This is a genomic window from Desulfocicer niacini (genome assembly GCF_054657595.1).
Map to the genome: position 1 here is coordinate 80,984 of NZ_BAAHYK010000025.1, position 13,422 is coordinate 94,405.

The window sequence follows — 13,422 nt, forward strand, 5'->3', positions numbered from 1 at the left end:
TCACATCTGCCGCACCTCACATTGGAAGAACCAAAGGGGGGCAAGGCTGTGGTCACGCACATGTTATGACAATTTCAGAGATACGATCTTTATAATCGCCGAACCGTCGCTATATGAACATGCTGCAGACCATTGACGTTCATCACTGTCCGCAATACGATATAAAACGGCTGGGGGAAAATCAAATAAAGTTAGATATAAACTGCTGTAATCGTTGAGACTCAGGACTTTTAAATATATCATCAGGAGACCCTTTGGCCTCAATAAGCCCCTGATCAAGAAAAATCACTTCCGAAGACACTTCCTGGGCAAAGGCCATTTCATGGGTGGCCACGATCATTGTTCGCCCTTCTTTTGCCAGATCCTGCATTACCTTTAAGACCTCTCCCACAAGCTCGGGATCAAGGGCTGAGGTCGGTTCATCAAACAGCAGTACATCCGGGTCCATGGCAAGGGCCCTTGCGATGGCTGCCCGCTGCTGCTGTCCGCCTGAAAGCTGGGAGGGAAAATAGTTGCACCGGTCGGCGATACCGACTTTCTCAAGCAGTGACATGGCACGGGCTTTTGATTCTTTTTTGGGGCGATGAAGGACATGAACCGGAGCCTCCATGATATTTTCAAGCACCGTCATATGAGCCCACAGATTAAAATGCTGGAACACCATCCCAAGCTTTGTCCTGATTCTGTCAATCTGTTTTTTGTCCTCGGGAACAATGTCACCGTGGCGGTTCTGTTTCAAACGGATAAGCTCTTCTCCCACGTAAATTTTTCCAGATGTGGGTTTTTCAAGAAGATTTATGCATCTTAAAAAGGTGCTCTTCCCGGAACCGCTGGAGCCGATAAGTGAGATCACATCCCCTTCTCTGGCCGTCAGTGATATTCCCTTCAGTACCTTGAGGTCTCCAAAATTTTTATACAGATCCTCAATCCTGACGGCATCCTTTTTATGGCTTTTCAATGACGCTCCTTTCGGTTTTCCGTGACGATTTAAGGTTCACCAATGAAATCAACCATATGCGCTATACCTCCGCCGTGTCAAGAAAAATATCAGTTAATCTGGATGACAAAAAAAGACAATCCTTTGCTTTTTTTCAGCATATTGATGCATCATACAGCAATTTTTAAAACTCCTTATTGACAGAAAAGAGATGATCTATTATCATGAATTAAATTCAGATTATTAATATGATTCAGAATCATCTTCTTCCTTTCCCATCTACTTCTCACGTTTATTATTTTGCTATATCAAATGAACTTAGTCTCAATTCTTTCAAAAATGTTCTAATCCGCACGGCGTCCACATGATTGCGAATACCAGCCCCAACAAAAAAACTATAATTTCAGCTTATCGGGCGTATTTTTATATAAAATCAATACCCATTGATAAGCATTTTTTACCACTGACTCTGTGATTCTGCAAAAAGGGCAATCACAGAGACAATATCTCAGCATTGCAGGCAGCAGACCCAGAACTGGATTTTCCAAAAGATGCTTGCAAAGGAAATGTCAAATCGCAATACCGCTGCTGAGTTTGATATATAATTAAACGAAAAGGAGGGAATCATGAATTTTTTTAAACTTTTAACTGCACTGTACCTAACCTTTTTTGTGCCGACCAGTGCATGGACAAGTGAAGATGTGGGCCTGGCAGCGGCATCCAACGCTGTCATGTGTCTGGAAACATTTTATTTTACAATGGCAGAATTACCAAAGGTTAATACAAAAAAAAATGCTTGTCCAGACAACAAAAAAAATGCAATATTTATTAAAAAAAACAGAGAAATGCTTATCAAAGAAATTGCAGGGGCCAATGCAGGATATGACATTAGCAGAGCAAATAGGATCATTCAAAACATACGCCAAAAAAACACCACCGATTTTGAGTATAGAAGCAACTCGACCAGGGCAACTGGAAAGGCTTACTACGATACATCCACAAAGCATAAATATATCAAACTCAATGACAAGACTTACCTAGAATACACCAGAAAGGGCTGTTTTTTTAAGATTGCTTCCTCCAGCCAACCACATCTTGCCAAAAGCCCGTACATTCGTCCCATCAACAAGGATAACTTTTTTCTCTATGTGAAACAAAGTGTTGAAAAAAAGCAATATTTAACACTGCCATGCAACATCCCCCATCCTGCAGGATGGTGTCTTGAAAAAATTTTTGTGGCCCTTAATTGATAAACCGGAAAAAAATCAGTTGGCCAATACCGATCCCTGGAAAAAATAGGGGGGGGCAATATAAAGTGGATGATTGCCACCTGGGCTTTTATAAGCCCCTTCCGAATCTCTGTGCTTCAGGGGGGGTAGTTAACCTTAAATGATAATCATCAGGCGCTATCACAATCATAAAATTCAGGCTTTAGTCTATATGCGATCTGGCAACCTGGAGAGCAGTATCTTTATTCTTTGTAAACAGTCTCCACTTCATTTTTGATGAATGAATGCCTGCTTTCTTGTCTTGGCCTTTACAATAATACCAATTCCCAAAACGTTCGACTTTAGAAAAGGGATGATTCTCTGTACATAAAAACCCACAAGGCTGAAACGCTTTGAAAAAAACAATTTCATCAGGTTCTTCATCAAAAGCCATATTGGTAGGCAATTCGATTTGAGACACATCTACGCCCTCTTCTTCCTTTTCATCCAGCCAGTCGGAAATTTCCATATCTCCTTCTCCTCCAAAATTCAAGAAAACAAAACCCCGTCAAATCTCTGAATCCCCAATAGAATCAAAGCTGATTTAAATAATTGACGGAATTTTGCAAATTATCCCGGTTGAACACCTCAAGGGAAACCACACCGTAAAACTGTTTTAATATCTCCAAGGTTGGCAGGAATCGATCCATGGGGGTTTTATCAAGCCCCTGGTGATCCTTTGGGCTTTCATGGGAAAAATCCACGCCATGAAGATGAATTAAGGGCACCCGGTGGCCATACCGATCAAACAATATCTTGATATCATAATTATATTTAATCAAATGACCGGCATCAATGCACAGATCCACATCAATATTATCAAGAATTTTAAATAAATGTTCCGGGGGATATTCCAGGGTTTCAATGGAAATATCAGATAGATGATTCAAAAATGGACAAAGCGTTTCAAGACTCTCCAGGGCACGATCCTGCCATAGTTCCAGCCCCACTTTCCCCTTGGCAGCATCCTTCGGGGTAAATTCCAGATGCAGGGTATGGGTGGAAGGGCCCAGGGGAGAGCACAGATCCACCACCCGTTTGATGGTGTCCACCCCCAGGACACGCTCCTTTTTAGAGGGCGATGCCAGGGAGATATCCACGGGAAGATGAATATTGTAAGTCACTCCAAGCTCCCGGGAAAGCCGCTCCAGCACCTGTATTTCATCGGGCTGGGGCAGCACCGGCACAGGGCCATTTTTTGTCATAAAGGGCAGACTTTCAAACACAAGCAGCTCAATCTCATCAAACACAGGCCCCAATTTTTTCACATTGTCAACAATGGGGCCAGGGTCTATGAAAGATGTGGTGCCCAGCTTAAATGGCCATTTTTTATCAAATCTCATCATAATTCAAATTTTCCATATCAATTGCCCCCGAAGGACAAGCTGTGGCGCAGATACCACACCCCCGGCAAAGATCCGTTAAAAGCGACAAACTTGCCGATTTTTCTCTGGTTTTCTTCTCAAAAACAAATGCACCAAAGGGACAGCGCCTGCTGCACATCCCGCAAAGCGTGCAGTTTTCCGGCTGATATCTGGCCACATAACGACTGAAAGGCCAGATTTTTTCCGCCTTTTTTTCCCGGGAAAGCTGATGGGGAAAGCAGCAGTCCGAACAGCAGTTGCAGATGGCCCCGGTGAGTTTTCCGTTTTTGTCCCTGCCAAATTCACCGCACTGCATCAGCCCCTTTTTATTGGCATCCCGCACGATTTCCCGGGCTTTTTCCCGGCTGATTTCAAACCCGATGTTCCGGTTATTGTCAAAGCGCAGACAGGTGTAAAGGGGCTTGTTGCAGCCATTCATCATGGATCGGCAATTGCAGGGCCACAGATAGACCCTGTCCACCTCATCTAAAACCCCCAGGGCTTCATCTAAAAGCAGATAACGGGGGGTGATGGCATCAACAGCATCGGGGTCTCGATACCTGCGGACCTTTTCCAGTGAGACGTCATGATTTTCACAATAATGCTGAAATTCCCAGGTATTGAGTTGCTGCCGAACCTCCCCGGGAATGTCCTTAAACCCTTCAAAGATGGCCCAAATGTCGTACCGGGTGTGGAAATCAGCCATTTTATAATGACCGTGGGCGTCTCTTTGCAGAACTCCCCGCACATAAGAGCGCTCAACGGCTTCCGGGCCTGTGGGGAAAAAACCGGCAAGAAATGCCATGGATTTATTTTCCTGTTCCATGGCCAGGGCCATTTTAATTTCATCGGATTCATAAAAACGATCCAGCCACGGCAATACACCCCCGGGGGCGTTGACAATCCCACTTAATTTTTTCAACTCATCTCCCATCAAGCCCCCCTTATGCCAGTTCCCACCCTCATTATTTCAAATAACGGGCATGCCCCAACGGACACAACAAATATAGCAAATGGTATTATACCGCCGTCCCCCCGACGGGCAATGGTCCCCGGACCGGAACTGTAGACAGCTCAATTGTCCGGTTCCTATTGCCATCGGGGAGGGCGGCTCTGCTGAGGTTGCCTTGGAGGCTGCCTTTTCATATAAAAAACCAAGCCAGAAAGCGCCCCAACCAGAAAACCACCATCCCCAGAAAGGAAGCGATAAGCATAAGATCACAGGCCATGGCAATCTTATCAAGTCCGGGCCGGGCAAATCCGGTGCCGATAAAAGGCTTTTCCACCAGTGTGCCATGGTAATAGTTGGGACCGCCCAGTTTAACGGCCAGGGCGCCTGCAAAGGCGGCTTCGGGATATCCGGCATTGGGACTCTTGTGGCTTCGACCTTCCTTTATGGCCGTTAAAAATGACCGTTTTCCCCGTTCACTGGACAGCAAAAAGGCCCCAAGGGAGATGATCACCACCGACAGCCGGGCCGGAATATAGTTGGCCACATCGTCAATGTGGGCTGCAACCCTGCCAAACAGCAGATACCGTTCATTTTTATACCCCACCATGGAATCCAGGGTGTTCACCATTTTATAGGCAAGCGCCAGGGGAACACCGCCCAGGAAATAGAAAAACAGGGGCGACAGAAAGCCGTCCACATAATTTTCCGCCACGGTCTCCACGGCGGCACTGACCACCCCGGTTTCATCCAGGGTATCCACCTGCCGGCCCACGATCATGGAGACCTGTTTTCGTCCTGCATCAATCCCCCCGGATGCAAGGACCTTGCCCACCAAGGTGGCTTCCTTTTCCAGGGTTCTTGCCGAAAAACAGTAGTAAAGCAGAACAATTTCCACAAAGATACCAAGGTTGGGGTGAATTGTCGAACTGAGACGTACCACCAGAAAGGAAACACCCCAAGTGGCAGCAATGAGAAACAGAGCAAAGAAAAGCCCGGCCACCAATTCATTTTTAATCAATTTTCGAAATATTTTTTCACACCGGGAAATGGCATTGCCCATCCACACAATGGGATGGGGCAGCCACCGGGGATCGCCCAGGAGCAGATCCAAAGCAAAGGCCAGGGGCAGAACAATCAGATTCATATCAAAATTCATTTATCTTCCTTGTATAACAGTCATATCTGCCTGCGACATAACGAATAATGGGTCGTAGACGCGGAGCCAAATGGCATCATGCCGCCGCCCCCCGACGGGCAATGGGCCCGGACCGGAACTGTAGACAGCTCAATTGTCCGGTTCCTATTGCCCATCGGAGGGCGGCTCTGCTGAGGCAGACTTGAAGGCTACCTTTTCATATAAAACGATCTCTTAGACCACCTGCTTCATAATTTGAGCAAGCTGCAGGTTGGTCTCCCGATCCCTGAGGGAAAAGCGCACAAACCGATCAGACAGTCCATGAAAATTGGCACAGTCCCTTATGAGAATCCGTTCATCCCCCACCAGGCGACACACATCAGTGGAATTCATCTTACCCACGAGTTCGCCCAGCATGAAATACGTATCTGAAGGATAGAGTTTCACCGCATCATTATGGGCCATGGCCTCGGAAAAAACCTGCCTTTCTGTCATCACAAACTGCCGGGTGGTTTTAAGAAACGGGTCAATGTGTTCCGGGTTTTCCAATATATGAACAATGGCAGCCTGGGAAAGCGCGTTCACCGACCAGGGCTGGTAAAATCGCATCATTTTTTCAATCACCCCGGGATCGGCGCACACATATCCCGTGCGAAGTCCAGGAATCCTGAATATTTTAGACATGGAGGAAAGCACAATAAGATTGGGAAAACGGGTTTCCGCCACAAGGGAAATTTTTTCCGCATCATCCACAAAGGGAAGATAGGATTCATCCACCACAAACCAGGTATCCGGATGATCTTTTACAAGGCAGGTGATCTCTTCAACGGGAATCAGGGTACCGGTGGGGTTGTTGGGGTTGCAGATGATCAGGGCATCCACATCGTCTGCCATGGCAGAGATTCTTGAAAGATCCGGCTGAAAGCCGTTCTCCCCGGTTGACATGCAAAAGTCATAATCGGCATCGTGCATGATGCACCCATCCCTGTAATCGGCATAGGTGGGACCGGTAATGAGTACTTTTTTCCAGGACAGTGCCCGGGGAAGGGTATAAATAAACCAGGTGGTACCGTTACCTCCCATGACCCTTCCTGCATCCACCTGATAATAGGTGCTGAAGGCGTTGACCATGTCCAGGGCATCGGCCTGGGGCAGGGAACGTATTTTATGAATATTTTCTATGATGAACGCCTCAAGTCCCTCCGGGGGACCCAAAGGGTTAATGTTGCTGCTCATGTCTATAATTTCATCCACGGTACAGCCGTTTCGCTGCGCCAGGGCCTGGACATTGCCGCCATGGCCTGTAATCATGTTAAAACTCCCTTACACTAACTCAACTTTTCGCTTTGGCCGACTCACAAGGTCTAAGATCTGCATTTTTTATTCGTTACAATAAATAGTGTTTCATAACACAAGCCTGATCCTGTTCATCACCCCTCAAGTCCGAAAGTTGATTCATATGAATTAAAATATTGACATTCCGGCACCTAGAAACAACACGGCCTCGGTGACCTCGGTCATGGCTCCCAGCATGTCGCCGGTGATACATCCCATTTTTTTCTTGTAAAACCACAGCATCATAAAAACCGTGGCGGCAAAAAACAGATTCAGCACAAGCCCCTTTGCCCCCAGAAACAGGGACAAAAAAAGCGGTATACCCATCCAAATAAAATCCCTCAGGGGAAGTCGTTTTTCAAAAAGATCATGCCCAGTGCCGGTGTTTTGTCTGCCATACTGCAGATATCGGATACCAAAAAGCATCCCCCCCCGGGCATAGGCTGGGACCATGATCAACAACACCAGGAAAGCCCCTCCTGTGCACACGGTTTTGGCGGCATAAATACCTGCTACCTTAAGGGAGAGCACGCAAAAAATGGCCACAAGGCCCATCATGCCGGTGCGGCTGTCCTTCATAATCTCCAGTGCCCGCTCCCGGGATCTATGGCTGAAAAGACCATCCGCCGCGTCCCCCAGGCCATCGAGATGAAAGGCCCCAGTCACACCCACCAGCAGCAGCACATCCACAAGGGCCACCACCGCCGGGGGCCAGAGTTGGGAGGCCAGTGTATCCACAAGGGCCAGCAGCACGCCTGCCATTAAGCCCACCACCGGAAAGAACCGGATCATTCCCGTGGGCGAAAAGGCATTGCCCTTGCCAGCGGGCAAAATCGTGATGAACATGATGGCGGATCTTAAATCCACCCAGAATCCTTTTTTTTCGTCCATAATACGTCCTTTTATATGAAAAGGCAGCCTCCAAGGCAACCTCAGCAGAGCCGCCCCCCCGATGGGCAATAGGAACCGGACAATTGAGCTGTCTACAGTTCCGGTACGGGACCATTGCCCGTCGGGGGGGCGGCGGTATAATACCATTTGGCTCCGCGTCTACGACCCTATATTTGTTGTGTCCGCCAGGATATGTGGGCTACAATCGTTTGTTTCGTGACCGGTTACTGCTTACAGGTCTGATAAAAAACACCCCTCTCCTGGCGCATGGACTCAATGGTACCCTCAACCTCCAGGACGGAAAGATATTTGTTAATGTCGTTTATATGGGTGCCCAGTATGGATGCAAGATCTTCGGGGGTACACGGCCGACGGTGGATGGTCTCTAAAATGGCGGACTCCATATCCTTTCGATAGGCCTTTGTCCCTCTACGCTTTACGGCTGCAGCAATGATCTCCACCCGATCTTCTCCCAGAAAAGACTCTATTTCCAACAATCGTTCGTGGGGTGCCGGGGAAATATCAGACACCGCCCCCGGGCGATCCAGGGTGTTAAGCTGTATCACATCGGGCAAAATCGTGTCACAGGCAGACTTCAATGCCTGCAGATCCTCAAGGCTATCGTTCACCCCGGGCAAAATAAGAATTTCCAGAGCCAGCTTTCCGGTATATACTTTTTTAAAATCGGCAATGCCCTTTATATACTGATCCAGCTCAATGCCCGCACAGGGGCGATTGATTTTTTGAAATGAGGCAGAAACCGCCGCATCCAGGGAGGGCATGACCAGGTCAGCACGCAGCAAGGCATCCCGCACCTCCCTGTGGCAAAGCAGAGTACCATTGGTTAAAACGGCGATGCGAACCCCTGGCTTGTTATCTTTGATCCAGGAAATAACATCACCGATACGGGAACTCAAGGTGGGTTCCCCAGATCCGGAAAACGTAATGTAATCGGGGTCGGGGTTTTGCTTGAAATATGCCTCCAGTTCACCGATTACAGCATCATGGGGAACATATTCTTTCCTGTCAACGGTGAGTTCTGTGGTCCTGCCGCACTCACAATAAATGCAATCCAGGGAACATATTTTGTGGGTCACCAAATCCACACCCAGTGACATGCCAAGTCGCCGGGACGGCACAGGTCCAAAAAGATATTTATACATGGATCCACTCCTTTTTTGCCAAATAAAAAACAGGGTTCAAAAAACGTAAACCGCTATTGAACACAAGCCTGACAAATTATCAACCCGATGAGTCAAATGCAAGGAAAATAACTTTCTGCCAAATGTTTGCCCATGCTTTACAATCCATGAAGATACTGGTAAAAAGCCCCATGCATGATCGACAACAAAAAATTATCAAACGGATACAAACCATGGGCTACGTATCCATTGAAGATCTTGCCGGGCAATTCAATGTAACCCCCCAGACCATCAGAAGGGACATCAATGCCCTGGAACAGCAGGGTCTGGTAAAGCGTTACCATGGTGGTGCAGGACTCTCCACCAGTGTTGAAAACATCGGATACGCCACCCGGCAGGTGCTGTGTTTAAGGGAAAAAAGGACCATTGCAAAAATGGTGGCAGCCCGGATTCCTTCCCGGGCATCGGTGTTCATCAACATTGGCACCACCACGGAGGAAGTGGCTAAAGAGCTGTGCAAAAAAGAGGGTCTCCGGGTGATCACCAATAATCTTAACGTTGCTGTGACCCTGAGCCGAAATCCAGACATTGAGATTTTCATGGCAGGCGGGGTGGTCAGAAATAAAGACTGTGGCATCACCGGTCATGCCACCCTGGATTTTATCCGACAATTCCGAGCTGATTTCTGCATCATCGGCATCAGCGGCATCGGAAAAAATGGGGAACTCCTGGATTTTGATTACAGAGAGGTGCGGGTGGCCCAGGCAATTATTAAAAACTCCGCCCGGGTCATGCTTGTTGCAGATCACACCAAATTCGGCAGAAATGCCATGGTGCGGCTGGGGGAACTGTCTGACATTGACGAACTGTTCACGGACAAAAATCCGGCAGAACACATGATTAAACTTCTAAAAGACTTGGAAGTGAAACTTCACACCCCCTGAAAGGAAACCGGGGGGGTAGGGCCAAACTCATGCAATGGGCAAACGAATGGTAAAACAGGCACCCCGCAACCCCATATTTTCCACCTGAATACTCCCCCCATGATTTTCAATGAATCCGTTGCAAACAGAAAGCCCCACACCCATACCCAGCACATTTTTGGTGGTGTAGAAAGGGTCAAACACATAGTCTATGTTTTCCTTTGCAATGCCCGGACCGGTGTCTTGAAGTTGAATTTCAATGCCACCATCAATAAAAAAGGATGTGATGGAAATCTGTTTATCCTCAACCTGCCCATGCATGGCTTCAAGGGCGTTGTTCAACAGATTTAAAATCACATGACTGATCTGGGAGGAGGATGCATGAATCAACGGAAGGGTGGATGAAAGATCCAAATGCAACTCCGCCCCGGTCTGCTGAATATAAAGTCTTACCAGTACCACGGTGTCCTGGATCACCTTATTAATATCTATCAGCTCTTTTTCTTCCTTGCCCGGACGGGTCAGATCCATGAGATTCTCCACTGTATTACGAATGGATTCAAATCCCCGGGTCAGGGCATCCAGACATTCCATCATTTCCACATCAGCGGATGCCGTTTCCTTCATTAACGAAATAAAAGCAGATATCCCCTGGAGCGGAGAGTTGATCTGATGGGCCACGGATGCCGCCAACTGCCCTGTTACCGCCAGTCGATCCGATCGAAGTAACCGGCTCTGAAGTTCCTGGTATGAGGAGACGTCACGGGAAAAAAGAAGATAACCAATCAACCCCTGCTTTCGGTTTTTCATGGGCATCAGCGTGGAGCTCACCACATGTCGCCTTTTACTGACATCATAGTGCACCCATTCAAACTGGTATGATCCAAAATTGCGGACCTGCTGAACCCCCTTTTCAAATGCTGCTCCGGCACCATCATTATCTCCATGAATTTTCCGGATGTCCAGTCCCAGGTCCATCTCCACAGTATTGCCAAACATTGTTTCCGAGGCAGGGTTGTAATGCAGCACCCGAAACTGTAAATCCGTTGCAAGGATGGCATATTCCGTGGATGAGTCAAATATACCATTGAGCATATCTGTCACTCTTAAGACTTTTTTCATCAATTTCGATTCTGATTGGGCTGAAACTTCAAGACGCTCCACCATCCCATTAAAAGCCATGGTCAGTTCTCCCAGTTCATCCTTTCGTTTTACCGGCACACGGATGGCTAAATCTCCATGGGTGACCTTTTCAATGGATTGCGTCAACTGTTTAACGGGTAACACAAACAGTCGAATCATCCAGTACATAAACACTAGGACAAAAACAACAATCCCTGCATGGAACATAAAAAAATGATACTCCAGGGATTTTAATGTCGTATCAAGCTCCGCTTGGGTTTGCTGGATGGAACTCTTTAAATCATTTTCCCGGGTGACAATAACCAGATGCCAGTCAAGGGAATTCAGAGAAGCGGTTACCAGAATATAATTTTCCCCTTCTATTTCAAGATCCAGAATCTGTTCCGAAGGACGCAAAATTTTATCTGCCACGGCCCGGATATTTGCAAGGCGGGAATCCTGAAGCCTGTAATCCAGGGTATCACTGGAGTTGGTGAATTGATCCAGATCAACCTCAAGTCCCCAACGATCAAAATACTCCCGGGGAAAAATAATAAGCCGCCCCTGGTCATTCATCAAAAAAGAAAATAAAATTTTTGACGCGTCACGACCCCGGTCTTCTTTTTTGAAAGCTTCCTGGAGTAGATGCCCCAAGGAAACATCAATGCCCACAATAGCTTTTAATGTCCCGGAGGCATCATAGATGGAAGTGGATGCCGTCATGGTCATATCATTGTTCACATCATCTTTGTACAGACGGGTCCATCGGGTTTGGGAAATGCCGGAGGGATCCTTTAAAAACATGCTCATGGGTTCCCCGTCACGCAAATCAAACACCGAAGGATTGGGTAATTCAAACAGCAATTGACGAGTCTCGGGAGTGGTGGCGCAATACATACCCACGCCACTTGCACTGATCAGATGGGTGGCAAAACTTTCCGTCACCAGGGTTTTGGCTTTCAAAAGAAGGGGTTCCAGATGGGAAATGGCCTTGATCTCCATCTCAATATCAGGGGTTATTTCTTTCCCCCCCCAGTAGAGGGTGACCACTTTATCCGACGGGGATGAAAAAAAGATATCCTGGGAAGGAGAAAAAACAAGATTTTTGTCCGCCCAGCTCTCCCGACTGTGCTGCTCCAGGCTGTTGTAAAGGACCGTGCCCCGTTCCCCCATCAATGAAGAAACGGCGGTAATGCGTTGAAACATGACATCTGCTTTCCTGGCCTGTTCAACAACAATGCGGGACAGATAGGCACTGGACAATTTCCAGATATGGGTTTCATTCACCGAGGCGGCATAGGACCCAAAATTTTCCAGAAATCTGACAGCCATGTAAGACAGGGGCCCAATGACCAGAAAAATGGCCATGGCTACAAACAAAAAAAGTCGGGTTGCCATGGTAAACTTCCACTGAAAAGCTTTAGCGTTTTTTTGTACCTTGCTCATGCGATTTTTAAAATATCCCTCTGAAAAAAACACCTTCAACACAAGGCATAGCTGCCAATGCTATTTCTTACAAAAAAATAAATATACACTAAAACAAATAAGAACAAATGTCAATAATTAAGGAAAAATGTATTAAAGGAAATTTCAGTTAGAACATCTGGATTTTTTTCCTGAATGGGATACACAGATATATTAGAAGGGAAGACGCATACAGACAAAACGAGCATAAAAAAAGTCAGGCCTGCAAAGGAATGCAGACCTGACCCCATTAGCTGAAAAACTATTGTCAAAGATATAACTTAACAAACCCGTCACCATTGACCCACCACTTACGATGGGTGGCCAATGGTGTAGTCAAGTCAAAAAAATTAATTCTTGGGATGACACTTACCACAGGAGGTCGGGGCCGCCTTGGAGCTATTCTTTGTGTTAAATTCTTTGTGACAGCTGATGCAGTTTTCATGCAGGGCATCTGTATGATATGACAGCAGTTCTTCCCGGCTCAGGGTTTCCCCTTTCTTTTTGGGGGCCTTTCCGGGTTTGTCATGGCAGGCAATGCAGGTTTCCACGGCATCGCCCATTTTCAGATCATTGAGCGGGGCACCACTGTCATCGTGGTGACACTCTCCGCATCCAACGCCATAAGCCTCAATATGTTTCTTATGGGTAAACTGAACAATTCCTTTTTTGTGCGCTTCATACGCTGCATTTTCCATTGCTATTACATCAGGGGCTGGAGCGGCTTCTGCTGCCGGAGCGGCTTCTGCTGCCGGAACGACTTCTGCTGCCGGAGCAGCTTCTTCTACTGGAGCGGCTTCTGCTGCCGGGGCGGCTTCTGCTGCCGGAGCAGCTTCTTCTACTGGAGCGGCTTCTGCTGCCGGAGCAGCTTCTTCTACTGGAGCGGCTT

Annotated in this window: 12 protein-coding genes; 2 read left to right on the plus strand and 10 right to left on the minus strand. The window is 47.3% G+C overall.

Features of this window, described 5'->3' with window-relative positions; translation table 11 throughout:
• Positions 1-181: 181 nt before the first annotated feature.
• A complete protein-coding gene (locus ACYQ2M_RS14610; protein WP_459917099.1) occupies positions 182-958 on the minus strand; it encodes an ABC transporter ATP-binding protein in 777 nt (258 codons plus the stop codon).
• A gap of 737 nt (positions 959-1,695) precedes the next feature.
• Between ACYQ2M_RS14610 and ACYQ2M_RS14615 the strand changes: the two genes are divergently transcribed.
• Complete coding sequence (locus ACYQ2M_RS14615; RefSeq protein ID WP_459917100.1) at positions 1,696-2,187, plus strand: hypothetical protein; 492 nt, start codon at positions 1,696-1,698, stop codon at positions 2,185-2,187.
• A 181-nt stretch (positions 2,188-2,368) separates the two neighbouring features.
• Here ACYQ2M_RS14615 and ACYQ2M_RS14620 read toward each other — a convergent pair whose 3' ends face one another.
• The 7 genes from ACYQ2M_RS14620 to ACYQ2M_RS14650 all read right to left on the minus strand — a co-directional run bounded on the left by ACYQ2M_RS14620 (position 2,369) and on the right by ACYQ2M_RS14650 (position 9,045).
• Complete coding sequence (locus ACYQ2M_RS14620; protein WP_459917101.1) at positions 2,369-2,674, minus strand: hypothetical protein; 306 nt, start codon at positions 2,672-2,674, stop codon at positions 2,369-2,371.
• Positions 2,675-2,738: 64 nt separating this feature from the next.
• Positions 2,739-3,551, minus strand: coding sequence for a cobamide remodeling phosphodiesterase CbiR (cbiR, locus tag ACYQ2M_RS14625; RefSeq protein WP_459917102.1), 813 nt, complete (start codon positions 3,549-3,551; stop codon positions 2,739-2,741).
• Positions 3,538-4,491 carry a 4Fe-4S binding protein gene (locus tag ACYQ2M_RS14630; RefSeq protein WP_459917103.1) on the minus strand — a complete coding sequence of 318 codons (954 nt, stop codon included), beginning with the start codon at positions 4,489-4,491 and terminating at the stop codon, positions 3,538-3,540. Before ACYQ2M_RS14630 ends, cbiR begins: the two co-directional genes overlap by 14 nt.
• 220 nt (positions 4,492-4,711) lie before the next feature.
• Complete coding sequence (gene cbiB, locus ACYQ2M_RS14635) at positions 4,712-5,677, minus strand: adenosylcobinamide-phosphate synthase CbiB (RefSeq protein WP_459917104.1); 966 nt, start codon at positions 5,675-5,677, stop codon at positions 4,712-4,714.
• 213 nt (positions 5,678-5,890) lie between these two features.
• Positions 5,891-6,967, minus strand: a complete 1,077-nt coding sequence (locus tag ACYQ2M_RS14640) for a threonine-phosphate decarboxylase (RefSeq protein ID WP_459917105.1) — start codon at positions 6,965-6,967, stop codon at positions 5,891-5,893.
• A gap of 153 nt (positions 6,968-7,120) precedes the next feature.
• A complete protein-coding gene (gene cobS / locus ACYQ2M_RS14645) occupies positions 7,121-7,882 on the minus strand; it encodes an adenosylcobinamide-GDP ribazoletransferase (protein ID WP_459917106.1) in 762 nt (253 codons plus the stop codon).
• 224 nt (positions 7,883-8,106) lie between these two features.
• Entirely contained in the window at positions 8,107-9,045 is a 939-nt protein-coding gene (locus ACYQ2M_RS14650) for a radical SAM protein (RefSeq protein WP_459917107.1), read from the minus strand.
• 170 nt (positions 9,046-9,215) lie between these two features.
• On the opposite strand from ACYQ2M_RS14650, the gene ACYQ2M_RS14655 reads away from it, so the two are divergent.
• The gene (locus ACYQ2M_RS14655; RefSeq protein WP_459917108.1) at positions 9,216-9,968 is read left to right on the plus strand and encodes a DeoR/GlpR family DNA-binding transcription regulator; all 753 of its coding nucleotides are present in this window, start codon (positions 9,216-9,218) and stop codon (positions 9,966-9,968) included.
• Between the two features lie 27 nt (positions 9,969-9,995).
• Here the strand turns inward: ACYQ2M_RS14655 and ACYQ2M_RS14660 are convergent, their stop codons facing one another.
• Positions 9,996-12,467 carry an ATP-binding protein gene (locus ACYQ2M_RS14660; RefSeq protein ID WP_459917109.1) on the minus strand — a complete coding sequence of 824 codons (2,472 nt, stop codon included), beginning with the start codon at positions 12,465-12,467 and terminating at the stop codon, positions 9,996-9,998.
• Between the two features lie 416 nt (positions 12,468-12,883).
• Positions 12,884-13,422: cytochrome c3 family protein (locus ACYQ2M_RS14665; RefSeq protein ID WP_459917110.1), on the minus strand; the 539-nt coding region annotated here is incomplete at its 5' end.